General features: G+C 71.4%; 22 protein-coding genes. 6 read left to right on the top strand and 16 right to left on the bottom strand.

The features are described 5' to 3' along the window. Positions 1–92: 92 nt before the first annotated feature. On the bottom strand, positions 93–1,529 hold the full coding sequence (locus B7R87_RS24935) for a gamma-aminobutyraldehyde dehydrogenase (protein ID WP_006346273.1): 1,437 nt from the start codon (positions 1,527–1,529) through the stop codon (positions 93–95). A gap of 202 nt (positions 1,530–1,731) precedes the next feature. Between B7R87_RS24935 and B7R87_RS24930 the strand changes: the two genes are divergently transcribed. The 5 genes from B7R87_RS24930 (at position 1,732) to B7R87_RS24910 (ending at position 6,225) form a co-directional block, all read left to right on the top strand. Continuing rightward, positions 1,732–2,247 carry an Lrp/AsnC family transcriptional regulator gene (locus tag B7R87_RS24930; RefSeq protein ID WP_040913932.1) on the top strand — a complete coding sequence of 172 codons (516 nt, stop codon included), beginning with the start codon at positions 1,732–1,734 and terminating at the stop codon, positions 2,245–2,247. Then, a complete protein-coding gene (locus tag B7R87_RS24925; RefSeq protein ID WP_040913933.1) occupies positions 2,232–3,617 on the top strand; it encodes an aspartate aminotransferase family protein in 1,386 nt (461 codons plus the stop codon). Before B7R87_RS24930 ends, B7R87_RS24925 begins: the two co-directional genes overlap by 16 nt. Positions 3,618–3,839: 222 nt before the next feature. Then, positions 3,840–4,574, top strand: coding sequence for an ABC transporter ATP-binding protein (locus B7R87_RS24920; protein ID WP_006346276.1), 735 nt, complete (start codon positions 3,840–3,842; stop codon positions 4,572–4,574). Then, entirely contained in the window at positions 4,556–5,689 is a 1,134-nt protein-coding gene (locus B7R87_RS24915) for a hypothetical protein (protein ID WP_130585180.1), read from the top strand. Before B7R87_RS24920 ends, B7R87_RS24915 begins: the two co-directional genes overlap by 19 nt. 89 nt (positions 5,690–5,778) lie before the next feature. Beyond that, positions 5,779–6,225 (top strand): nuclear transport factor 2 family protein, encoded by a 447-nt coding sequence (locus B7R87_RS24910; RefSeq protein ID WP_006346278.1) that lies wholly within the window; start codon positions 5,779–5,781, stop codon positions 6,223–6,225. 43 nt (positions 6,226–6,268) lie between these two features. Here the strand turns inward: B7R87_RS24910 and B7R87_RS24905 are convergent, their stop codons facing one another. The 9 genes from B7R87_RS24905 to rpsB form a co-directional block, all read right to left on the bottom strand. Next, on the bottom strand, positions 6,269–7,297 hold the full coding sequence (locus tag B7R87_RS24905) for an ABC transporter ATP-binding protein (RefSeq protein ID WP_006346279.1): 1,029 nt from the start codon (positions 7,295–7,297) through the stop codon (positions 6,269–6,271). Next, positions 7,297–8,982, bottom strand: a complete 1,686-nt coding sequence (locus tag B7R87_RS24900; RefSeq protein ID WP_391119251.1) for an ABC transporter permease — start codon at positions 8,980–8,982, stop codon at positions 7,297–7,299. Before B7R87_RS24900 ends, B7R87_RS24905 begins: the two co-directional genes overlap by 1 nt. Before the next feature lie 62 nt (positions 8,983–9,044). Next, the gene (locus B7R87_RS24895; protein WP_006346282.1) at positions 9,045–10,154 is read right to left on the bottom strand and encodes a thiamine ABC transporter substrate-binding protein; all 1,110 of its coding nucleotides are present in this window, start codon (positions 10,152–10,154) and stop codon (positions 9,045–9,047) included. 269 nt (positions 10,155–10,423) lie between these two features. Then, positions 10,424–11,530 (bottom strand): 23S rRNA (adenine(2503)-C(2))-methyltransferase RlmN, encoded by a 1,107-nt coding sequence (gene rlmN, locus B7R87_RS24890; protein ID WP_006346283.1) that lies wholly within the window; start codon positions 11,528–11,530, stop codon positions 10,424–10,426. A 178-nt stretch (positions 11,531–11,708) separates the two neighbouring features. Further along, on the bottom strand, positions 11,709–12,947 hold the full coding sequence (locus B7R87_RS24885) for a phosphatidate cytidylyltransferase (protein WP_130585181.1): 1,239 nt from the start codon (positions 12,945–12,947) through the stop codon (positions 11,709–11,711). Beyond that, complete coding sequence (gene frr, locus B7R87_RS24880; protein WP_006346286.1) at positions 12,947–13,504, bottom strand: ribosome recycling factor; 558 nt, start codon at positions 13,502–13,504, stop codon at positions 12,947–12,949. Before frr ends, B7R87_RS24885 begins: the two co-directional genes overlap by 1 nt. Positions 13,505–13,661: 157 nt before the next feature. Beyond that, positions 13,662–14,468, bottom strand: a complete 807-nt coding sequence (gene pyrH / locus B7R87_RS24875; protein ID WP_040913936.1) for a UMP kinase — start codon at positions 14,466–14,468, stop codon at positions 13,662–13,664. A 250-nt stretch (positions 14,469–14,718) separates the two neighbouring features. Then, positions 14,719–15,555, bottom strand: a complete 837-nt coding sequence (tsf, locus tag B7R87_RS24870; RefSeq protein WP_006346288.1) for a translation elongation factor Ts — start codon at positions 15,553–15,555, stop codon at positions 14,719–14,721. Between the two features lie 188 nt (positions 15,556–15,743). Further along, on the bottom strand, positions 15,744–16,658 hold the full coding sequence (gene rpsB, locus B7R87_RS24865; protein WP_130585182.1) for a 30S ribosomal protein S2: 915 nt from the start codon (positions 16,656–16,658) through the stop codon (positions 15,744–15,746). Between the two features lie 259 nt (positions 16,659–16,917). Here rpsB and B7R87_RS24860 point away from each other — a divergent pair, with 259 nt between their 5' ends. Continuing rightward, entirely contained in the window at positions 16,918–17,517 is a 600-nt protein-coding gene (locus B7R87_RS24860; RefSeq protein ID WP_006346290.1) for a M23 family metallopeptidase, read from the top strand. A gap of 140 nt (positions 17,518–17,657) precedes the next feature. Here B7R87_RS24860 and B7R87_RS24855 read toward each other — a convergent pair whose 3' ends face one another. The 6 genes from B7R87_RS24855 to B7R87_RS24830 all read right to left on the bottom strand — a co-directional run bounded on the left by B7R87_RS24855 (position 17,658) and on the right by B7R87_RS24830 (position 23,294). After that, on the bottom strand, positions 17,658–18,215 hold the full coding sequence (locus B7R87_RS24855; RefSeq protein WP_006346291.1) for a TetR/AcrR family transcriptional regulator: 558 nt from the start codon (positions 18,213–18,215) through the stop codon (positions 17,658–17,660). A gap of 70 nt (positions 18,216–18,285) precedes the next feature. Continuing rightward, positions 18,286–19,122, bottom strand: a complete 837-nt coding sequence (whiG, locus tag B7R87_RS24850) for an RNA polymerase sigma factor WhiG (protein ID WP_040913937.1) — start codon at positions 19,120–19,122, stop codon at positions 18,286–18,288. Between the two features lie 377 nt (positions 19,123–19,499). Beyond that, positions 19,500–20,744, bottom strand: a complete 1,245-nt coding sequence (dprA, locus tag B7R87_RS24845; RefSeq protein WP_006346293.1) for a DNA-processing protein DprA — start codon at positions 20,742–20,744, stop codon at positions 19,500–19,502. Beyond that, the gene (locus B7R87_RS24840; protein ID WP_006346294.1) at positions 20,741–22,354 is read right to left on the bottom strand and encodes a YifB family Mg chelatase-like AAA ATPase; all 1,614 of its coding nucleotides are present in this window, start codon (positions 22,352–22,354) and stop codon (positions 20,741–20,743) included. Before B7R87_RS24840 ends, dprA begins: the two co-directional genes overlap by 4 nt. After that, positions 22,354–22,716, bottom strand: coding sequence for a YraN family protein (locus B7R87_RS24835; RefSeq protein ID WP_006346295.1), 363 nt, complete (start codon positions 22,714–22,716; stop codon positions 22,354–22,356). The genes B7R87_RS24840 and B7R87_RS24835 overlap by 1 nt, the downstream gene beginning before the upstream one ends. 269 nt (positions 22,717–22,985) lie before the next feature. Further along, positions 22,986–23,294, bottom strand: a complete 309-nt coding sequence (locus tag B7R87_RS24830; RefSeq protein ID WP_003965949.1) for a DUF2469 domain-containing protein — start codon at positions 23,292–23,294, stop codon at positions 22,986–22,988. Positions 23,295–23,345: the final 51 nt, after the last annotated feature.

Raw genomic sequence — 23,345 nt, 5'->3', positions numbered from 1 at the left:
TGTGGACGCCGCGAGGGGACGCGGGCCGTAGTGGCCCGCGCCCCCTCGGATCCGCGGCGCACGCACCCGCGCACGGGCGCCCGCGCGTGCGGCTACGCGTCCAGGGACGTCATGACGTGCTTGATGCGCGTGTAGTCGTCGAAGCCGTAGCCCGACAGGTCCTTGCCGTAGCCCGACTTCTTGAAGCCGCCGTGCGGCATCTCGGCGACCAGCGGAATGTGGGTGTTGATCCACACACAGCCGAAGTCGAGCGCCTTGGACATCCGCATCGCGCGGCCGTGGTCCTTGGTCCAGACGGACGACGCCAGCGCGTACTCGACGCCGTTGGCCCACTCCAGCGCCTGCGCCTCGTCGGTGAAGGACTGGACGGTGATGACCGGGCCGAAGACCTCGTTCTGGACGATCTCGTCGTCCTGCTTGAGGCCGGAGACCACGGTCGGGGCGTAGAAGTAGCCCTTGTCGCCGACGCGGTGGCCGCCCGCCTCGACCTTGGCGTGCGCGGGCAGCCGCTCGATGAAGCCGGAGACCTGCGCCAGCTGGTTGGCGTTGTTCAGCGGGCCGTAGAGGACGTCCTCGTCCGGGGCGCCGGTCTTGGTCTCGGCCGCGGCGGCGGCGAGGGCGGCGACGAACTCGTCGTGGATGGACTCCTGGACCAGAACGCGGGTCGCGGCCGTGCAGTCCTGGCCGGCGTTGAAGTAGCCGGCGACGGCGATGTCCTCGACGGCCTTGGCGATGTCGGTGTCCTCGAAGACGACGACCGGCGCCTTGCCGCCGAGCTCCAGGTGGACGCGCTTGACGTCCTTGGCGGCGGATTCGGCGACCTGGATTCCGGCGCGGACGGAGCCGGTGATGGAGGCCATCGCGGGGGTCGGGTGCTCCACCATCGCGCGGCCGGTCTCCCGGTCGCCGCAGAGGACGTTGAAGACGCCCTTGGGGACGATCGCGCCGATGATCTCGGCGATCAGGGTGGTGGAGGCGGGGGTGGTGTCCGACGGCTTGAGGACGACCGTGTTACCGGCGGCGAGCGCCGGGGCGAACTTCCACACGGCCATCATCATCGGGTAGTTCCAGGGCGCGACCTGCGCACAGACGCCGACCGGCTCCCGGCGGATGATGGAGGTCATGCCCTCCATGTACTCGCCGGCCGAGCGGCCCTCCAGCATCCGGGCCGCACCCGCGAAGAAGCGGATCTGGTCGACCATGGGCGGGATCTCTTCGGTACGGACGAGCTCCAGCGGCTTGCCGGTGTTCTCCGACTCGACCGCGATCAGCTCCTCCGCCCGCTCCTCGAAGGCGTCCGCGATCTTCAGCAGCACCTTCTGGCGCTCGGCGGGGGTGGCGTCGCGCCAGGCGGGGAACGCGGCGGCGGCGGCCTCCATGGCGGCGTCGACGTCGGCCTGGCCGGAGAGCGGGGAGGTCGCGTAGACCTCGCCGGTGGCCGGGTTGACGACGTCGATGGTCCGCCCGTCGGAGGCGTCCCTGAACTCCCCGTTGATGTAGTTGCGCAGTCGACGCGGCTCGGTGGTCACTGTTGCCACCCCTCCAGATCTGACGGCCTTGTCAGGCGGCTGTTTTCCGTGCCCGGGTGAGGGTCCACCCAGTGCAGTCCACCCTAAACCGTCCAGTGACGCTTTCGACAGCCCCGACCCACACCACCTTCGGATTTAGTTCTCATGAGGTCACTCAACAACGAATTTCATCAGTGAAGGGCTTGCGTGACGGAGGAGTCCCGTGCATTGTGAAGCTGTGGCCAGTCGAAGCGCAGACTCCAGGAACGGATCCGCCGGGAACATCCAGTCCCCGGCGATCGACGCCGTGTCCCTAGCGATCATCGAACAGCTCCAGGAGGACGGACGCCGTCCTTATGCCGCGATCGGGAAGGCCGTCGGCCTCTCCGAAGCGGCGGTGCGCCAGCGCGTACAGAAGCTGCTCGACCAGGGCGTCATGCAGATCGTCGCCGTGACGGACCCGCTCACCGTGGGCTTCCGCCGCCAGGCGATGGTCGGCATCCGGGTGGAGGGCGACCTCGATCCCGTGGCGGAGGCGCTGACGGCCATGGCCGAATGCGAGTACGTGGTGATGACCGCGGGCTCCTTCGACCTGATGGTGGAGATCGTCTGCGAGGACGACGACCACCTGCTCGAAGTGATCAACAAGCGGATTCGTGCACTCCCCGGTGTGCGGTCCACCGAGAGCTTCGTCTACCTCAAGCTCAAGAAGCAGACCTACATGTGGGGAACCCGATAGCCGTGAGCGACCGCAGCGACCTCTCCAAGACCGCCTACGACCACCTGTGGATGCACTTCACCCGCATGTCGTCGTACGAGAACGCCCCCGTCCCCACCATCGTCCGCGGTGAGGGCACCTACATCTACGACGACCAGGGCAAGCGCTACATCGACGGCCTCGCCGGCCTCTTCGTGGTCAACGCCGGACACGGCCGGGTCGAGCTCGCCGAGACCGCCTACAAGCAGGCGCAGGAGCTGGCCTTCTTCCCGGTCTGGTCCTACGCCCACCCCAAGGCCGTCGAACTGGCCGAGCGGCTGGCGAACGAGGCACCCGGCGACCTCAACAAGGTCTTCTTCACCACCGGCGGCGGCGAGGCCGTCGAGACCGCGTGGAAGCTGGCCAAGCAGTACTGGAAGCTGCAGGGCCAGCACACCAAGTACAAGGTCATCTCGCGCGCGGTCGCCTACCACGGCACCCCGCAGGGCGCCCTGTCCATCACCGGCCTCCCGGCCCTGAAGGCCCCCTTCGAGCCGCTGGTCCCCGGCGCGCACAAGGTGCCCAACACCAACATCTACCGCGCCCCGATCCACGGCGACGACCCCGAGGCCTTCGGCCGCTGGGCCGCCGACCAGATCGAGCAGGAGATCCTCTTCGAGGGCCCGGAGACCGTCGCCGCGGTCTTCCTGGAGCCGGTGCAGAACGCCGGCGGCTGCTTCCCGCCGCCGCCCGGCTACTTCCAGCGGGTGCGCGAGATCTGCGACCAGTACGATGTGCTGCTCGTCTCCGACGAGGTCATCTGCGCCTTCGGCCGCCTCGGCACCACCTTCGCCTGTGACAAGTTCGGCTACATCCCCGACATGATCACCTGCGCCAAGGGCATGACCTCGGGCTACTCCCCGATCGGCGCCTGCATCGTCTCGGACAAGATCGCCGAGCCGTTCTACAAGGGCGACAACACCTTCCTGCACGGCTACACCTTCGGCGGCCACCCGGTCTCCGCGGCCGTCGGCATCGCCAACCTCGACATCTTCGAGCGCGAGGGCCTCAACCAGCACGTCCTCGACAACGAGGGCGCGTTCAAGGCCACCCTGGAGAAGCTGTACGACCTGCCGATCGTCGGCGACGTCCGCGGCAACGGCTTCTTCTACGGAATCGAACTGGTCAAGGACAAGGCCACCAAGGAGACCTTCACGGACGAGGAGACGGAGCGCGTGCTCTACGGTTTCCTCTCCAAGGCGCTCTTCGACAACGGCCTGTACTGCCGGGCCGACGACCGCGGCGACCCGGTGATCCAGCTCGCCCCGCCGCTGATCGCCGACCAGTCCACCTTCGACGAGATCGAAGGCGTGCTCCGCACGGTCCTCACCGAGGCCTGGACCAAGCTCTGATCCCCTGACGGCCCCGCGCCGCCCGGACAACGGCCCGGGTACGCCCATCCGAGTGGATGGCGCGTACCCGGGCCGTGTGGTTCCCCGGCCCCCGCGGCCCTCTGCCCAAGGGTTGTTCCCTGGCGTGCGTGCCGGGGACCGTTCCCACGGCCTCGTCCGCCCGTACGGGGCAAACCGGGCCGGCCGGGGCCGCCGCAACCGATCAGAGGCGAGGGGTACGCCATGGAGACTCCGACTCCGCCGGACGGCGACGTCCTGTGGGCACGCTCGCTGCACCACAGCCACCGGGGCTCCCCCGCCCTCACCGGCATCGACGCCGGGGTGCGGGAGGGCGAGATCCTCGCGGTCGGTGGCCCGCGCGGCGCCGGGAAGACCACCCTGCTGCGCTGTCTGTCCGGGCAGTCGGTCCCCACCGGGGGCGAGGTCTGGTTCAACGGCACGCCCCTGCACACCCTGCCCGCCCCGCAGCGGGAACGGCTCCGCCGGGAACGCTTCGGCTGGATCGGCCCGGAGCCGTCCCTCGTCCCCGAGCTGACCGCCTGGGAGAACGCGGCCCTGCCGCTGCTGCTGCGCGGCGTCCCGCACCGGCGGGCCAAGGCCGCCGCCCTGGAGTGGCTGGAGCGGCTCGACATCGCCGCGGCCGCCCGGCTCCGCCCGCACGCGCTGACGCAGACCCAGCGCCAGCGGACCGCGACCGCCCGGGCCCTGGTCGCAGAACCGGCCGTGCTCTTCGCCGACGAACCGACGGCGACCCTGCACCGCGCGGATGCGGCACAGGTCCTGCGGACGGTGCTGGCAGCGGCCCGCTCGCACCGGATCACGGTCCTGCTCGCCAGCCACGACCCGCAGGTCACGGCGGTTGCCGACCGCGTGATCACCCTGCTCGACGGGCGGCGCGCCGACACCCCGGCCGCCGCCGGCACGGAAGGCCTGGCCGCGTGCTCGCTCTCCGTCTAGCCCGCGGCGCCGGGCCCCTCGCACTGCTGCGGCGGCTGCTGGTCGCCGCAGCCTCGGCCGGGGTCGGCTTCCTCCTGCTCAGCGCCTTGACGTACGCGCTCGCGCACCCGGGCGACCCGGCGGCGCTGCCCCGGCTTTCGTGGTGCCTGGTACCGCTGGCCGCCGCGGTGCACTTCGCGGTCGCCGTGGCCCGTACCGACCCCGGCACCCGGCCCCGTACCGGACTGTCCGCCGTCGGTCTCGGACCCGCCGGGCTCGCCGCGCTCGCCGCCTCCTCCACCGCCCTCGCCGCCACCCTCGGCAGCACCGTCGCCCTGCTCCTCGTCCTCCATCTGCGGGGCGATCTGACCGGGCTGCCGTTCGACGGGGCGGGCGCCGAACTCCTCGCCGCCGACCGGCCGCTGCCGCTCGCCGCCGCGCTGACCCTGCTGACGCTGCTCCCCCTGACGGCGACCGTGGCCGCCGCCCTCGCGCTGCGGGCCCGCGCCTCGGCCGACACCCCCGACCCGGCGGAACCGCCCGTACCGAAGACGGCGCCCGGCGGGCTGCCGTGGGGCTGCGCCCTGACCACGGCCGGTCTGGCGATCGGCACCTACGCGGCCCGCTCCGGCGCGGACGGCGCCGGCTCCGACCCGGCGGGCATGCTGGCCGGCTGGGCGCTCACCGCGGCCGGGCTCGCCGTCGCGGGCCCCGCGCTCACCCACGCCGCGGGCCGGCTGCTCCAGACCGCCCGCCCCGGCGCCGTACGCCTGCTCGCGGGGCGGGTCCTGATGGCGGAGGCCCGCCGGATCGGCCGCCCGCTGGGGGTGGTGTGCGCCGTCGCATCGGCCGCGGCGGCCGCCGTGGCCCTGTCCGGCGGCGGCTCCCGCCCGTTCGGCCCGCTCACCGGTCTCGGTGCGGCCCTGGTCATCGGCTGTACGACGGCGACGCTGCTGGTCGCCGCGGCCGAGGCCCGCGCCCTGCGCACCCCGACCCGTACCGAACTGCGCCGCCTCGGCGCCCCGGCCGGGGCCCTGCGCTCCGCCGCGGCGCTGCGGGCCCTGGCGCTGCTGGCCGTCTTCGCCCCCCTGACGTGGACGGTGGCGGCTCTCGCGGCGGTCCCGCTGGAGGGATGACCCCGGAGGTAATCGACCCTCCGCGCGCCGCCCGGCAGGATCCTTCCCACAGGAACCGGCCGTCCGGCCCGCCCGAAGGGAAGACCAGCATGACCGACACCGACACCGACACCGTCACCGCGGCCACCCGCGCCGTCGTCGAAGAGTTCCTGGTCCGGCTCGCGGCGGGCTCACCCGAGCGCATCGCGGAGCTGTACGCCGCGGAGGTCGACTGGTACATCGCGCCGAACCCCGCCGTGCCGTGGATCCGGCCCCGGTCCACCCGGGCCGATATCGCCGGCCACTGGCGCGAGCTGGCGGCGGGCCAGGAGAACGATCCCGCGGGCACCCGGATCGACGTGGTCGTCGTCACCGGCCCCGACGCGGTCGTCACCGGCACCCTCGCGGGTACGGTCCGGGCCACGGGCATCCGGTTCACCTCGCCGTTCGCCCTGCACTTCACCGTCGCGGACGGGCTGATCGTCCGCTTCCGGGTCATCGAGGACAGCCTCGCCGTCGCCGCGGCCTGTGCCCCCGGTCCGGCGGCCGACCACTGAGGCGGCGGCTCCCGTTCCGTTTCGCGGTGGCCGCCCCGACCGGTCAGTCGCGGCCCAGCACCACGATCTCGTCCGGGGCGAATTCCACGCCCACCCGCGCACCCTGCTCCGGGGCGTCCCGGGGCCCCGTCTCGGCCTCCAGCACCGGGCCGTTCTCCGGGCGCAGCCGCACGGCGACATGGCTGCCCCGGAAGGTCCGGGACTCCACGGTGCAGCGCGGCCCGCGGCCCGTACCGGGATCCGTCAGCCGTACCCCGGCGGGCCTGACCAGCAGTTCGTACGCGCCGTCCGGCACCCCGGCGGGCAGCGGTATCCGGCCCCATACGGTGTCGGCGGTCCCGTCGCGGACCTCCGCGTCCACGATGTTGTCGAAGCCGAGGAACCGGGCGACGAACGCGTCCGCCGGGCGTTGCCACACTTCCAGGGGTGCCCCGGTCTGCGCGATCCGCCCCTCCCGCATGATCACCACCCGGTCGGCGAGCGCGAACGCCTCGCCCTGGTCGTGGGTGACCGCGAGGACCGTCGTCCCGAGCCTGCCGAACAGGGCCCGCAGTTCGACGACGAGCCGCTCCCGCAGTCCGCGGTCGAGTTGGCCGAGGGGTTCGTCGAGCATCAGCAGCTTCGGTTCCGGGGCCAGGGCCCTGGCCAGTGCCACCCGCTGCTGTTCGCCGCCGGACAGGGAGGACACCGTACGTCCCCCGGCGCCCGGCAGCCCCACCAGCTCCAGCAGTTCGGCGGTCCGGCGCTGCTGCGCAGCCCGGTTGGTGCCGCGCATCCGCAGCCCGAAGGCGACGTTTCCGGCGACGTCGTGCTGGGGGAACAGCTGGTGGTCCTGGAACATCAGGCCGACGCCGCGGCGGTGCACCGGTACGCCGGTCTGGTCCTCGCCGCCGAGGAGGACCCGGCCGCGGTCGGCGCGGCGGAGCCCGGCGACGACCCGCAGCAGGGTGGACTTGCCGCTGCCGCTGGGGCCCAGGACGCAGACGGTCTCGTGGGCGGCGACGGTGAGGTCCACAGCGTCGAGGGCGGCCCGGTCCCCGAACCGTACGGTCACATCGTCGAGTCCGAGCATCAGAACTCCCCGGTCGCTGCGGTCGTGGTGGTCCTGGAGCGGATTCGCTCCAGTGACAGCAGCGCGACCGCGCACACCACCATCAGGATCGTGCTGAGGGCCATCGCCTGCCCGTAGTTGAGTTCGCCGGGCCGGCCGAGGAGCCGGGCGACGGCGACCGGCAGCGTCGGTTCGTCGGGCCGGGCGATGAACACGGTGGCGCCGAACTCGCCGAGGGAGACGGCGAAGGCGAAGCCCGCGGCGATCAGCAGGGCCCGCCGCACCAGGGGGAGGTCGACCTCCCGCCACACCCGCAGCGGGGACGCCCCGAGGACGGCCGCGGCCTCCCGCAGCCGGCCGTCGACGGCGCGGAGCACCGGCAGCATGGTCCGCACCACGAACGGCACTCCGACCAGGGCCTGGGCCAGCGGCACCAGGATCCACGAGGCCCGCAGGTCGAGCGGCGGTTCGTCGAGGGTGATCAGGAAGCCGAAGCCGACGGTGACCGCCGAGACCCCGAGCGGCAGCATCAGCAGCGCGTCGAAGCCCCGCAGCAGCCGTCCGGCGCCGCCCGGGCCGCCGCGCCGGGCGAGGGCCGCGGCGGCGAGTCCGCCGATGACGACGGCGATCGCGGTGGCGGCCAGCGCGTACTGGAGGGAGTTCACCACGGCGTGCACCGGGGGGACGAGGAAGGCGCCGCCGCTCTCGTCGAGCCGGCCGAGCGCCCGGTAGTAGTCCAGGTTGTAGCCGCGGGGGGTGGCCAGGGAGCGTTCCACGAGGACCCCGAGGGGCAGCAGCACCAGCAGGGCGACGGTGGTGAGCACGGCGCCCAGCAGGGCCCACTGGCGGGCGCCGCGGGGCCGGTGCGCGGTGTGCCGCGGGTCGACCAGCCGCAGGGCGGTCTCCCGCTTCCGTACGGTCCGGGCGTGGACGGCGAGCACCGCGCCGACGGCCGCGAACTGCACGAGGGTGAGGACGGCGGCGGTGCGCAGGTCCAGCAGGTGCGCGGTCTGCCGGTAGACCTCGACCTCCAGGGTGGCGAAGCCGGGGCCGCCGAGGATCTGCACGATGCCGAAGGAGGTGAAGGTGAACAGGAAGACCATCAGGGCGGCGGAGGCGACGGACGGCGCGAGCGCGGGGAGTGTCACCGTGCGCCAGGCGGTGAACCGTCCGGCGCCCAGGACCCGGGCGGCCTCTTCCTGGCGGGGGTCGAGCTGGGCCCAGAGTCCGCCGACGGTACGGACGACGACGGCGTAGTTGAAGAAGACATGGGCGATCAGGATCGCCCAGACCGTGGTGTCGAGCCGGATGCCCCAGGTCTCGTCGAGGAGTCCGCCGCGGCCCAGCAGGGCGAGGAACGCGGTGCCGACGACGACCGTCGGCAGCACGAACGGCACGGTCACCACGGCCCGCAGCAGCTTCTTCCCGGGGAAGGCGTAGCGGGCGGTGACATAGGCGCAGGGCAGGGCGATCAGCAGGGTCAGCGCGGTGGAGGCGAGCGCCTGCCAGGTGGTGAACCAGAGGACCCCGGCGATATCGTCCCGGCCGAGGACCTCGGTGATCCGCCCGAACTGCCAGGTGCCGCCGGAGCGCAGCCCGCGGCCGACGATGGCGGCCACGGGGTAGGCGAAGAAGACCGCGAAGAACACGGTGGGCAGGGTCAGCAGGGCGAGCCGTGCCGCGGTCCCGGTACGGAGGGCGCGCACCGCACGGACCGGGCGGCGGTTCTCTGCCGCCGCCCGGTCCGTGCGGGCCGGTCCTCCGGCCGTCACTTGACGACGGTCGACGACCACTTCTGGATCCACTGTTCCCGGTTCTTCGTGATGGTGTCCGGCGGCAGCGTCGCCGGGTCGGTGATCTTCGCGCCGTGGCGGGTGAAGAGTTCGGGGAGCTTGGTCCCTTCGACGACCGGGTTGACGAACATGTTCAGCGGCAGGTCCTGCTGGAACGGCGCCGAGACGAGGAAGTCCAGCAGCGCCTTGCCGCCGGCCTCGTTCTTCGCGCCCTTCAGCAGTCCGGCGAACTCGATCTGCCGGAAGCAGGTGCCGGTGGCGACACCGGTCGGTGCCTCCTTGGGCTGCGGCTCGGCGAAGAGGACCTCGACGGGCGGGCTGGAGGCGTAGGAGACGACCAGCGGCCGGTCGCCGCCTTCCTTCTTTCCGCCTGCGGAGCCGGAGAACTCGCGGTTGTAGGCCTCTTCCCAGCCGTCGACGACCTTGAGTCCGTTGGCCTTGAGCTTCTTCCAGTAGTCCTGCCAGCCGTCCTCGCCGTAGCGGGCGACGGTGCCGAGGAGGAAGCCGAGGCCGGGTGAGGAGGTGGCCGCGTTCTCGGCGACCAGCAGGTTCCGGTACTCGGGCTTGATCAGGTCGTCGAAGGTGACGGGCGGCGCGAGCTTGCGGTCGGCGAAGTACTTCTTGTCGTAGTTGACGCAGATGTCGCCGGTGTCGACGGGGGTGACCCGGTGCTTGTCGCCGTCGAGGCGGACCGCCGCGGGTATCCGGTCGAGCCCCTTGGCCTCGTGGGGGGTGAAGATGCCGTTGTCGAGGGCGCGGGAGAGCAGGGTGTTGTCGACGCCGAAGAAGACGTCGCCCTGCGGGGAGCCCTTGGTGAGGATCTCCTTGTTGAGCGCGACGCCCGCGTCACCGCTCTTGAGGATCTTGACGGTGTAGCCGGTCTGCCGGGTGAACTCCTTGAGGACGTCCTCGGAGGCGGCGAAGGAGTCGTGGCTGACGAGCGTGACGGTCTTCGAGCCCTTGCCGCCGCCGGAGCCCTGCTCCTTCTTTGCGGAGGAGTCCCCTCCGCAGGCGGCGAGGACGGTCACACCGAGTGCGGCGGCCAGCGCGGCGGCCGCGCGCTTCCTGGTACTGCTACTGCTCACTGGTCGAATTCCTCCTGGTGAAGGCCAGGAAGAGACGCGGCCCTGCCCGGATCCCCCGAGGGAATCCGGGCAGGGCGCAACAGCTTGAGTGAAAGACCGAACTTCCTACCCGGAATGACCCGGGCGAGGTTCAGAGGGTCTGCGGCCCCGTGGGTACCGCACTCTCAGCGCTGTGGCGCTCCCCTGTCGGAAATATGCAAATGTTCAGGCCAGACTACAAGGCGCGGATCCCGCCATGGCAGGGGCGGTCCCGCAATGTGTCCGGTCCGTCACCGCTCGGCGGCGGCGAGCTGTCCGCAGGCCCCGTCGATCTCCTGGCCGCGGGTGTCCCGCACCGTCACCGGCACCCCGTGGGCGGCGATGGCCTCGACGAACGCCTTCTCGTCCTCCGGCCGTGAAGCGGTCCACTTGGATCCGGGGGTGGGGTTCAGCGGAATGAGGTTGACGTGGACCCGCTTGCCCTTGAGGAGCCTGCCGAGCAGGTCGCCCCGCCATGCCTGGTCGTTGATGTCGCGGATCAGCGCGTACTCGATGGAGACCCGGCGGCCGGACTTCTCCGCGTACTCCCAGGCCGCGTCGAGGACCTCGCGGACCTTCCAGCGGGTGTTGACCGGCACCAGGGTGTCGCGCAGTTCGTCGTCGGGGGCGTGCAGCGAGACGGCGAGCCGGCATTTGAAGCCCTCGTCGGCGAAGCGCTGCATCGCGGGGACCAGACCGACCGTGGAGACGGTGATCCCGCGCTGCGAGAGTCCGAGGCCGTCCGGCTCGGGGTCGGTGAGCCGCCGGATGGCGCCCACGACCCGCTTGTAGTTCGCCAGCGGCTCGCCCATGCCCATGAAGACGATGTTCGACAGGCGGGCGGGCCCGCCGGGGACCTCGCCGTCCCGCAGCGCCCGCATACCGTCGACGATCTGGTGCACGATCTCCGCCGTCGACAGGTTCCGGTCGAGACCGGCCTGTCCGGTGGCGCAGAACGGGCAGTTCATCCCGCAGCCCGCCTGGGAGGAGATGCACATCGTCACCCGGTCCGGGTAGCGCATCAGGACCGATTCGACGAGGGTCCCGTCGTGCAGTCTCCAGAGGGTCTTGCGGGTGGTGTCGTCGTCGCACGAGATGTGCCGCACCACCGACATCAGCTCGGGCAGCAGCTCCGCGGCGAGCTTCTCCCGCGCGGCGGCCGGAATGTCCGTCCACTGCGCCGGATCGTGGGTGTACCGCGCGAAGTAGTGCTGGGAGAGCTGGCGGGCGCGGAACGGCTTCTCGCCGATCGCGGCGACGGCGTCCTTGCGCTCGGCGGGCGAGAGGTCGGCGAGGTGCCTCGGGGGCTTCTTGGCTCCGCGGGGCGCGATGAAAGTGAGTTCTCCGGGCTTGGGCATGGTCCATCCAGTGTCGCAGAGATTCTCAGACGGTACGGAGAAGGGCCCGCCATCCTGTGGATAACGAGCCCTTCCCGGCAAAACTGCAGGTCACCGGGGGCTGTCGGAGCCGCGGCCGGTCCGGCCGTACCTCTGGACGGTACGCGGCCGGGGTCCCGGCCCGCGTACGGCACGGTCCCTAACCGGCCCCGACGAACACCACCAGCAGCAGCCACACCACGGGCGCCGTCGGCAGCAGCGAGTCCAGGCGGTCCATGATGCCGCCGTGGCCCGGCAGCAGGGTGCCCATGTCCTTGATGCCGAGATCCCGTTTGATCATCGACTCGCCCAGATCGCCCAGGGTCGCCGTGACGGCGACCGCGAGGCCCAGCAGGATCCCCTGCCACCAGGCACCGCCGTCGATGAGGAACTGCATGCACAGGGCGCCCGCGACCATGGCGAAGCCGACCGCGCCGAGCAGTCCTTCCCGGGTCTTCCCGGGGCTGATCCTCGGCGCCAGCTTCCGTTTGCCGAAGCGCCAGCCGACCGCGTACGCGCCGGTGTCGCTGACCACGGTGAGGAGGAGGAACGTCAGCACCCGCTGCGCCCCGTCGTCGGCGGTGAGCATCATCGACACGAAGGTCGCCAGGAACGGCACGTAGAACGCGGCGAAGACGCCCGCCGTGACGTCCTTCAGATAGCCCTCGGGGGGCTCCGTCATCCGCCACACCAGGACCGCGAGGGCGGTGAGGGCCGTGGCGACCCAGGCGCCCTCGGCGCCGCGCACGTACCCGGCGACGACCATCGCCGCGCCTCCGACCGCCAGGGGCACCAGCGGGGCCTTGATGCCCTTGCGCTCCTGGAGGCGGGAGGTCAGTTCCCACAGTCCGACCACGACGGCGACCGTTATCACGCCGACGAAGACGGCCTTGACCACGAAGAGCGACGCGACGATGACCGCGCCGAGGCCGACCCCGACCCCTATCGCCGCGCGCAGATCACGCCCGGCCCGCTTCTTCGCCTTCGCCGCCCCTGCGGTGTCCGCGGGGCCCGCCGCTGCCGGAGCTGCCGGATGTCCGGCGGCACCGGGTGCGTTCGGACCGCCGGGAGCCTGCCCGCCGCCGCGGGGATCCCCGGGACCGCCGGCCGGCGGGGGCTGCGGCCCGGCCGGTGCGGGCTCCCGCGGGAGCTCATCGCGGAACAGGGGGCGGCCCGGCTCGGCGGCCCCCCGGCCACTGTCGTTCCGGCGGTCACGGTCACCGGGACCGCCGGCGTCTCTACCTGCGTCGGGAAAGTCCGGCACGATGGGCATGGGCCGAGTCTGCTGTGCGTCGTGCCCGTCGTACGCGGGACCCGCCGAAAGCGGGCCCCGGTCCTGCGGACGCCACCCCCCGACGTAGTCGGCCCGCTGCGGGGCCCCCCAGGAAGCGTCGTTCATCAGACTTCGAGCAGCTCGGCTTCCTTGTGCTTCAGCAGCTCGTCCACCTGCGCGACGTACTTCGCGGTGGTGTCGTCGAGCTCCTTCTCAGCACGGCGGCCCTCGTCCTCGCCGACCTCGCCGTCCTTGACGAGCTTGTCGATGGTCTCCTTGGCCTTGCGGCGGACCGCGCGGATGGAGATCTTCGCGTCCTCGGCCTTGGCCTTGGCGACCTTGATGTACTCGCGGCGGCGCTCCTCGGTCAGCTCCGGGAACACCACACGGATGATGTTGCCGTCGTTGCTCGGGTTGACACCGAGGTCGGAGTCGCGGATCGCCTGCTCGATATTGCGCAGCGCCGTCTTGTCGAAGGGCGTGACCACGGCCATCCGGGGCTCGGGCACCGAGAAGGAGGCGAGCTGGTTGATCGGGGTCAGCGCGCCGTAGTAGTCGGCCACGATCTTGTTGAACATCGCCGGGTGCGCGCGTCCGGTGCGGATCGCGGCGAAGTCGTCCTTGGCAACCAGGACGGCCTTCTCCATCTTCTCCTCGGCCTCAAGGAGGGTCTCTTCGATCACCACTTGCTCCTGCGTGTCTTGAGTAGGCCCGGCTGACAACTGCCCGGTCGGGCGGAACCTGTCGCGTCTTCCCTGCACGGTGTCCGACCGGCAGGGCTTTGTCCATCCCCGGATATCCTCGGGCATCCGTTCCGGGACGCCCGGGACACCCCCCGGTTCAGGCTCGGGTGCCCTTGCTGTTGACGAGCGTGCCGATCTTCTCACCACGTACCGCTCGGGCGATATTGCCCGCGGCCAGCAGTTCGAAGACGAGGATCGGCAGGGCGTTGTCACGGCAGAGGGTGATCGCCGTGGCGTCGGCGACCTTGAGGTCCCGGGTGATGACCTCGCCGTACTCCAGCGCGTCGTACTTGACCGCGTCGGGGTTGGTCCGCGGGTCGGCGTCGTAGACCCCGTCGACCCCGTTCTTCCCCATCAGCAGGGCCTCGGCGTCGATCTCCAGGGCGCGCTGGGCGGCGGTGGTGTCGGTGGAGAAGTACGGCATGCCCATACCGGCGCCGAAGATGACCACACGGCCCTTCTCCAGATGGCGTACGGCCCGCAGCGGAATGTACGGCTCGGCGACCTGGCCCATGGTGATGGCGGTCTGGACCCGGGAGTCGATGCCCTCCTTCTCCAGGAAGTCCTGGAGCGCGAGGCAGTTCATCACGGTGCCGAGCATGCCCATGTAGTCGGAGCGGGCCCGGTCCATGCCGCGCACCTGGAGCTCGGCGCCGCGGAAGAAGTTGCCGCCGCCGATGACGACGGCGATCTGGGCGCCGCTCCGGACGACGGCCGCGATCTCGCGGGCGATGGCGTGCACGACGTCGGGGTCCACTCCGAGGCCCGTCCCGCCGGAGAAGGCCTCTCCGGAGAGCTTCAGCATGAAGCGTCCGGCACCGGGCTCGTTCACGTCGTGCTTCCCGTCGTGGTCGTGGTCGCTGTTGTCGCCAACCGCCTGGGTGGCGTCCGCGCCCTTGTTCATGGAGATCTCCTCGTGCACATACGAGGAAGGCCATCGCCGGTGGGTACTGGTGTCCCTGTCGGCAATGGCCTCCTCGTCAGATCTGCGGTCGTCCGGCGCTCCGGGCGCAACGGCACCGTCCGGGGCCCACGCGGCCTGTGACTGCGTGGGAAACCCTAGCGGGCCGACGGATCGACCGCGTACTCGGCGCCCCCGTGCCACCGCTCCGGGCGGCTTCGGGGACGCGGGTACCGGCGTTCCTGCGTCCGGGTCAGGCGCCGACGCGGATACGGGCGAAGCGCTTCAGCTCCACACCGGCCTCGTCGAGAACCTTCTGGACGGACTTCTTGTTGTCCTTCGCGAAGGCCTGCTCCAGAACGGTGACCTCCTTGAAGAAACCGTTCACCCGGCCCTCGACGATCTTCGGCAGGGCAGCCTCGGGCTTGCCCTCCTCGCGGGAGGTGGCCTCGGCGACCCGGCGCTCGTTCTCGACGACATCGGCCGGGACGTCCTCGCGGGACAGGTACTTCGGCGCGAAGGCGGCGATGTGCTGGGCGACGTCCTTGGCGACGTCCGCGTTCTCGGCGCTCAGCTCGACGAGCACGCCGACCTGCGGCGGCAGGTCCGGCATGGTGCGGTGCAGGTAGACACCGACGTACGCACCGGAGAACTGCGCGAAGCGGTCGAGGACGATCTTCTCGCCGAGGTTGGCGTTGGCCTCGTCGACGTACGCCTGGACGGTCTTGCCGGCCTCGATCTCGGAGGCGAGCAGCGCGTCGAGGTCCGCCGGGGAGGTGGCGGCGACGTGCGCGGCGAGCGCGTTGGCGACGGCCTGGAACTTCTCACCCTTGGCGACGAAGTCCGTCTCGCACTTCAGCTCCAGCAGCACACCGGTCGTCTTGTCCTCGGAGATGAGGGAGACGACGGCGCCGTTGGAAGCGGTGCGGGACTCGCGCTTTGCGACGCCCTTCTGGCCCTTGACGCGCAGCAGCTCGACGGCCTTGTCGACGTTACCGTCGGCCTCGTCCAGGGCCTTCTTGCAGTCCATCATGCCGGCGCCGGTCAGCTCACGGAGCTTCTTGACGTCGGCGGCGGTGTAGTTCGCCATGTCCTTGAATCTTTCCTCGAAAGGTCGGAAGTCGAAGTCGAGACGGATCCGGTACGGGCCGGACGGCGCGAGCCGCGCGGCCCGGGCAGCCGGCCCGGGGCGGGGCCGGTACGGATCCGGGGGCGGACGGCGGGGCCGGTGCTCCTGGCACCGCCCCCGCCGTCCTCACCTGCCGTGCTCTGCGGCGGTCAGGCCTGCTCGGCGTCCGCGGCCGGCTTCTCGGCCTCGGGGGCCTCAGCAGCGGGGGCCTCAGCAGCGGCCTCGGCGGCGGGGGCCTCGGCGGCAGCCTCGGCCGGCTTCTCGGCCTCGGCGTCGTCGGCCTTCTTCTCGCCCTCAAGGAGGTCGCGCTCCCACTCGGCGAGCGGCTCACCGGCGGCCTTGTCGCCCGGCTTGGAGTCACCGGTGGCGACACCGGAACGGGCGATCAGGCCCTCGGCGACGGCGTCGGCGATCACACGGGTCAGCAGCGTGACGGAGCGGATCGCGTCGTCGTTGCCGGGGATCTTGTAGTCGACCTCGTCCGGGTCGCAGTTGGTGTCGAGGATCGCGACGACCGGGATGTGGAGCTTGCGCGCCTCACCGACGGCGATGTGCTCCTTCTTGGTGTCGACGATCCAGACGGCGCTCGGCACCTTCTGCATCTCGCGGATGCCGCCGAGGGTCTTCTCCAGCTTCGCCTTCTCACGGGAGAGGACGAGCAGCTCCTTCTTGGTCAGGCCGGAGGCGGCCACGTCCTCGAAGTCGATCTGCTCCAGCTCCTTGAGGCGCTGCAGACGCTTGTAGACGGTGGAGAAGTTGGTCAGCATGCCACCGAGCCAGCGCTGGTTGACATACGGCATGCCCACGCGGGTCGCCTGCTCGGCGATCGCCTCCTGGGCCTGCTTCTTGGTGCCGACGAACATGATGGAGCCGCCGTGCGCGACGGTCTCCTTGACGAACTCGTAGGCGCGGTCGATGTACGACAGCGACTGGAGCAGGTCGATGATGTAGATGCCGTTGCGCTCGGTGAAGATGAAGCGCTTCATCTTCGGGTTCCAGCGACGGGTCTGGTGACCGAAGTGGACGCCGCTCTCCAGCAGCTCCCGCATCGTGACGACGGCCATGGCCGTATCTCCTTGGATTCTCGGTTGATGTCCTGACGCCCCGATGCGCCTGCCGCGAAGGACCGAGGGGCGCGGCCACCGAGCCGTAAGGGCTGCACGATGGCGGGGCGTGCGAAGTCGACCCGGTGACCCGGATCGCCAGAAGAAGTGTACGGGACCCGGACGGTGCCGGGTGACGGCGTTGTCCACAACCGAACGGCTGTCCACAGAACCGCGCCATGATCCACCCGCATCCCGCCCCCCGGTGCACCCTCCTCCCATGACCTGCACCGCACTGACCACCCTCGCCCTGCTCCCCGTCCTGCTGTCACCTTCCGTGACCGCCGGCCCGGCCGGCCCACCCCATCCCCCACCCGAGCCGCCACGCACCACCCGCCACTCGGTCACCATGAGTGACGGCCGGGTCTGGCCCGTGCCCCACCCGAGGATCATCCGCGGCTGGACCCCGCCCACCTCTCCCTACGGACCCGGCCACCGCGGAGTGGACCTCGCCGCACCACCCGGCACCGAAGTACGGGCCACCGGAACCGGCCGGATCTCCTTCAGCGGCCGCATCGCCGGCCGCGGAGTACTCGTCCTCACCCTCGACGGCACCGGCGACCCACCCCTGCGCATCACCCACGAACCGGTCGACGCCCTCCACCCCGCCGGCACCCGCGTCACCGCGGGCCGACCCGTCGCCCGGGTCTCCGCCACCCCACGCCACTGCCGCACGTCCTGCCTCCACTGGGGACTGCTCCGTGCCCGGGACTACCTCGACCCGCTCTCACTCCTCCACCGCCCACCCTCCCGACTGCTCCCCCACACACCACCCCACCACCCCCGGACCGGCCACCCGGGACACCGAACGCACCGATGACCACATCCACCGGGACACCCCGCGCCGAAAGACACCACCCACCGGCGCGGATACCCCACGCACGGCACCACTGACGGCACACACAACGAAAAAAAGGGGGGCGGGGAGGGGGCGGGGGGGAGGGGGCCCCGGAGGGAGGGTCAGGGGCGGACGCCGTGGAGGGCGAGGGAGACCGCTGCGTCCGCGATCACCGTGGGATCGTCCGCCGTGCCGAGTTCGATCCGGCGTACGGCGGCGTCCACGATGCCCTGGAGCAGCATGGCGGCGAGCCGGGGCTGTTCGTGGCCGAGTTCCGCGAGGGCTTCGACGATCATGGCGATCAGACCGCCGTGGGCGGCGCGGATCTTCTCACGGGCGCCGTCGTCGAGTTCTCCTGCGGAGATGGCGACGACGGCCCGGTGGCGGCGGTCCCCGACCAGGTTCAGCTGGCTGCGGACGTAGGCCTCGACCTTGCCCTCGGGGCCGTCCGCCCGTTCCATGGCGGCCTCGACCTCGGCCGCCCAGACGGGGAAGTCCACGGCGCACAGTTCCTCGACGACGGCCGCGCGGGAGCGGAAGTACTCGTAGACGGAGGACCGGGCGAGGCCGGTGCGTTCGGCGAGGGCGGGGAAGGTCAGCGCTTCCGTGCCGCCTTCGGACAGCAGGGAGCGCGCGGCGTCGAGCAGTGCGTCGCGCTGCATGGTCCGGTGCTCGGCCACGGAGGCCGCTCGAATCCTGGGCACCCTCCCACTTTACGGATGCGGCGCAAGAGGATGGGTCGATTCGCCGTCAGCGTCCGACGTCGGCCAGTTTCGCCCGCAGCTGGAGGACGGATTTTGTGTGGATCTGGCTGACTCTGCTCTCGGTGACACCGAGCACATTGCCGATCTCGGCGAGGGTGAGGCCCTCGTAGTAGTAGAGGGTGACGACGGTTTTCTCCCGGTCCGGGAGGGTGTTGATGGCGCGGGCGAGCAGCCGGCGCAGCTCCCGGTCCTCGGCAACCTCGACGGGGTTGTCGGCAGCGGTGTCCTCCAGGGTGTCCATGAGGCTGAGCCGGTCGCCGCTCTCGCCGCCCACATGGAGCAGTTCTTCGAGGGCGACGACGTTCGCCAGGGACAACTGGCTGAAAACGGCATGCAGTTCGTCGATGCCGATGCCCATTTCGGAGGCGACTTCGCCTTCGCTGGGGGTTCGGCGGAGCTGGGCTTCGAGGGTGGCGTAGGCGCGTTCGACGGCGCGGGCCTTCTGGCGGACGGAGCGGGGGATCCAGTCGAGGGCGCGGAGTTCGTCGATCATCGCGCCGCGGATACGGGTGATGGCGTACGTCTCGAACTTGATCGACCGCTCGATGTCGAACTTCTCGATGGCGTCGATGAGTCCGAAGACTCCGGAGGAGACGAAGTCCGCCTGTTCGACGTTGGAGGGCAGGCCGACGCTGACCCGGCCGGCCACGTACTTCACCAGGGGTGAGTAGTGCAGGATCAACTGTTCGCGCAGGCGCTCGTCCCCGGTGGCCTTGTACGACTGCCACAACTCATCGAGCGACGAGGGGGCGGGGGGCCGCGCGGCGCCACGGGCAGCGGGGGGCATTGGCGCGCGATCAGACCCGGGGGTGTGCTGGGGCATGCGTTGCCTTGAGCCGTTCTGCTGTTGAGGGGACTCGGTGCGAGGGACGGACGGTGGAGCGGGGGAGCGGGCGGGGCGGGGGTAAGCCGGGCGGGTGGGTGGGGGATGTCGAGCGGGTGGGGCGGAGGTAAGCCGAGCGGGTGGGTGGGGGGTATGGAGCGGGCGGCGTCGGGGTGCGGGTGCCGTAGCCGGAGGTGGTGAGCGTAGCGTGACTGAATGGTCGCAGTGGGCGAAGGTCGGTGGGCGACCGCGCGCGCAGGGTTCCGTTGCTCCGGTGTCCGGGTGCCGGTGTTGCGACGGCGTACGCCGGTCGCCGGATGCGGCGGACGGCCCGGCGGAGGTCGCCCCCCATCACTTTTTCACCCGAATGCCCCGGATCAAGGACCGCCTCGCCGCGTGTTCGACTCGTGATGTGCGCGGGGGGCCAGGGTCCAGTTCTCCCCCGTGCGTTCGACGAATCCCAGCGCGTGGAGTTCGTACAGTCTGGCGAGCGTTCTGTCGGTGGTCGTTCCCGCTGCGGTGGCCAGATTCGCGGGGTGGGCGCTGCCGCGGGCGGGGAGCGCTTCGAGGACTCGGGCACTTTCGGGGTCCAGGAAGTCCTCCGGGTGGACGGGTCCGCGTCGCCGGGGTGTCAGTTCACCGATCCGGCCGGTCATTTCGATCACGTCGTCCGCGTCGGTGACCAGGGTGCCTTCGGCGCGCAGCAGTTCGTGGACTCCGGCGGAGAGGGCGCTGGTGGCGGGTCCGGGAACGCCCATGACGTGGCGTCCGAGTTCGCGGGCGTGGCGGGCGGTGACGAGGGAGCCGCTGCGGTAGGTGGCTTCCACGACGATCGTGCCCCGGGTGAGTGCGGCGATGACGCGGTTGCGGAGGACGAAGCGGCTGCGAGTGGGGTGGTCGCCGGGTGGCAGCTCACCGATGACGATTCCTTGTTGGGTGATGCGGCGGAGGAGTTCGGTGTGTCCGGCGGGGTAGCAGACGTCGACGCCGCAGGCGAGTACGGCGGCGGTGGCACCGTCGGCGGCCAGGGCGCCGCGGTGGGCGGCGCCGTCGATACCGAAGGCGGCTCCCGAGACGACGACCCAGCCGCGTTCAGCGAGGCCGGTGGCGAGGGTGGTGGCCATATGGGTGCCGTAGGGGGTGCAGGCGCGGGCGCCGACGACGGCGACGGAGCGCAGGGCCCAGGTTCTGAGGGGGGCCTGTCCTCTGGTCCAGAGCCCGATGGGGCGGGTGGGGCCGAGGTCGTCGAGTTGGGTGGGCCAGTCGGGGTCACCAGGGCAGATGAAGCGGCCGCCGGCGGCGGTGATGGTGTCCAGGTCGCGGTGGGGGTCGGCGGTGGCGGCGCGGGCCCGGTAGGCGGCGAGTCTGCGCGGGCCGGCGCCGGGGAGTGGGGATTCGCCGTGGGGGCTGTCGGTGGAGGTGGTGATCCGGTCGAGCAGTTCACCGGCGCCGAGCCGGTCGAGCCACTGTCCGGCCCGGGGGTCGCCCGGTTCGATGATGCGGGTGAGTGCGGCGCGGGCGATGCGGTCCCGGTCGTCGGGCGGGTGCCGGTGTCCGGGAACGGGAACCGAAGCAGGTCCGGTTCCGGCGGGTGCGGGGTGGTGGGGGTCGTGGCCGGTCATCGCGGGCCTCCCCCGGTGGGGATGGTGGTGCCGCGGGGTACTCCGGTGCGGAGTTCGAGGGCGAGGTCGACGTCCCGGGGTTCCGGGCGGTCGCGGCCCGCGAGGTCAGCGATGGTCCAGGCGACGCGGAGGACGCGGTCGAGTCCGCGGGCGGTGAGGAGTCCCCGTTCCATATCGCGTTCGGGGCCGGTCAGGGCGCCGGGTTCGACAGGCCAGCGGGTGCGGAGTTCATGGCCGGGGATTTCGCTGTTGACGGTCCAGGGGGTGTCGTCGAGACGGTCGGCGGCGCGGCTGCGGGCCTGTTGGACGCGGTCCGCGACGGCGGCGCTGGACTCTCCACGGCCGCCCTGACCCATCAGGTCGGCACGGTGGACGGGGTCGACCCGGACCCGGAGGTCGACCCGGTCGAGCAGGGGTCCGGAGAGCCGGGCCTGGTAGCGGCGGATGACGGCGGGCGGGCATTCGCAGCCGCCGCCCTGGGCGGAGTGGCGGCCGCAGGGGCAGGGGTTGGCGGCGAGGACCATCAGGAAGCGGGCGGGGAGCCGAACCACTCCGCCACTGCGGGCGATGACGACCTGGCCGGACTCCAGGGGTTGCCGGAGCGCATCGAGGGCTTTGACGGTGAATTCTGGCGCTTCGTCCAGAAAGAGGACCCCACGGTGGGCGAGGGATACGGCTCCGGGGCGGGGCAGTCCGTTGCCGCCGCCGACGAGGGCGGGCATGGTCGCAGAGTGGTGCGGGGCGCAGTAGGGGGCGCGGCGGACGAGCGGCTGGCCGGGCGGGAGGATCCCGGCGACCGAGTGGACGGCGGTGACTTCCAGGGATTCGCGCCGGGTCAGGGGCGGGAGGATGCCGGCGAGCCGTTCGGCGAGCATGGTCTTTCCGGCGCCGGGCGGGCCGGAGAGCAGGAGGTGGTGTCCGCCGGCGGCGGCGATCTCCAGGGCGGTGCGGGCGAGGTGCTGGCCTGCGACGTCGGTGAGGTCGCGGTGGCCTTGGGGGCAGTTGGCGAGTCCGGTGCCGACTCCGGCGCCGGGGACCATCAGTCCGGCGAGCATGGGGTCGGGGCCGTCGGAGACGGGTTCTTCGGCGGGGACGGGTTCGTCGTTGAGGACGGCGATGAGCTGGCGGAGGCTGCGGACGCCGAGGACCGAAACGCCGGGGACGAGGGACGCCTCACCGGCGGACTGTTCGGGGACGACGATCTGGCGGTAGCCGGCTTCGGCGGCGGCGAGGACGGCGGGCAGGACTCCGCGGACCGGCCGGACGCGTCCGTCGAGTCCCAGTTCACCGATGAGGACGAGGTCTGCGATGGCGCGGGCGTCGACGCGTTCGGCGGCGCCGAGGACGGCGCAGGCGACGGCGAGGTCGAATCCGCTGCCGCCCTTGGGGACGGAGGCGGGGCTGAGGCCGACGGTCAGTTTCTTCTGGGGCCATTCGGCTCCGGAGTTCACGACGGCGGCCCTGACCCGGTCGCGGCTCTCGGTGAGGCTCTTGTCGGGGAGTCCGACGAGGGTGAAGGCGGCGATGCCGGGTTCGAGGTCTGCCTGGACCTCCACGACGACGCCTTCGACCCCGACGAGGGCGACGGAGCAGGCGCGGGCGAATCCCATCAGGCCACCCCCTTGGCGTGTTCGACGACGGGGGCTCCGCGCCGGGGCAGCAGTACGCCGACGAGGTCGATGCGGATGCCGCCCGGTGGTGGTCCGCCGTGCCGCTCCAGCCAGCCTTCGGCCAGGTGCCGCAGCCGGGCGGCTTTGGTGGGTGTGATGGCCTGCATCGGGTGCTCGAAGGGGCCGGCCCTTCGGGTCTTGACCTCGCAGACCACCACGGTGTCGCCGTCGCGGGCGACGATGTCGATCTCGCCGGTGCGTCCGTATCGCCAGTTGCGGGCGAGGACCGTCATTCCGGCATCGGCCAGCAGCCGTACCGCGAGGTCCTCGCCGTACTGTCCGAGTGCCCCTGTGGCGTTCATCTCGGCACCACCTCCTGGCACCGAGGGTGACGTGCCGCCCGCCGGCGTGTGGATCTTGGTGGATAACCGGCGGGTTGTGGAAAAGCTGCTCACCCGTGCGGGTGAGCCGGTGGCCGTGCGGAGGCGTTGGGAGAGGCTGGGATGGGTCGGGAGGGGGCGGGAGGGTCCCCGGCGGAAGCCCGGCCCGGGGGGTCCCCCGGCCGGGCCGGTTCCGCTATCACCCGAGCCCGGCGAGATCCGCAGGAGCCACAAGAACCACCGGAGCCGGTCTAGCCGCCCGGGAGTTCGAGGTCGCTCTTGTTCAGCTCTTCGATGTTGACGTCCTTGAACGTGAGGACCCGGACCTGTTTCACGAACCTCGCCGGCCGGTACATGTCCCACACCCAGGCGTCGGCCATGGAGACCTCGAAGAAGACCTCTCCCTGCACCGAGTGGACCTGCATCTCGTAGTCGTTGGTGAGGTAGAAGCGGCGCTCGGTCTCGATCACGTATTTGAACAGCCCGACGACGTCCCGGTACTCCCGGTAGAGCTTCAGCTCCATCTCGGTCTCGTACTTTTCGAGGTCCTCGGCGCTCATGGCATGTTCCCCTTCAGCCGTGCGTCCCCCCATTGTGCGCCAGCGGCTCCC

It is taken from the genome of Streptomyces tsukubensis (genome assembly GCF_003932715.1).
GTDB classification, from domain to species: Bacteria; Actinomycetota; Actinomycetes; order Streptomycetales; family Streptomycetaceae; genus Streptomyces; species Streptomyces tsukubensis.
Note: the sequence above shows the minus strand (reverse complement) of the source record. Positions and strands in the feature narration are given on the sequence as shown.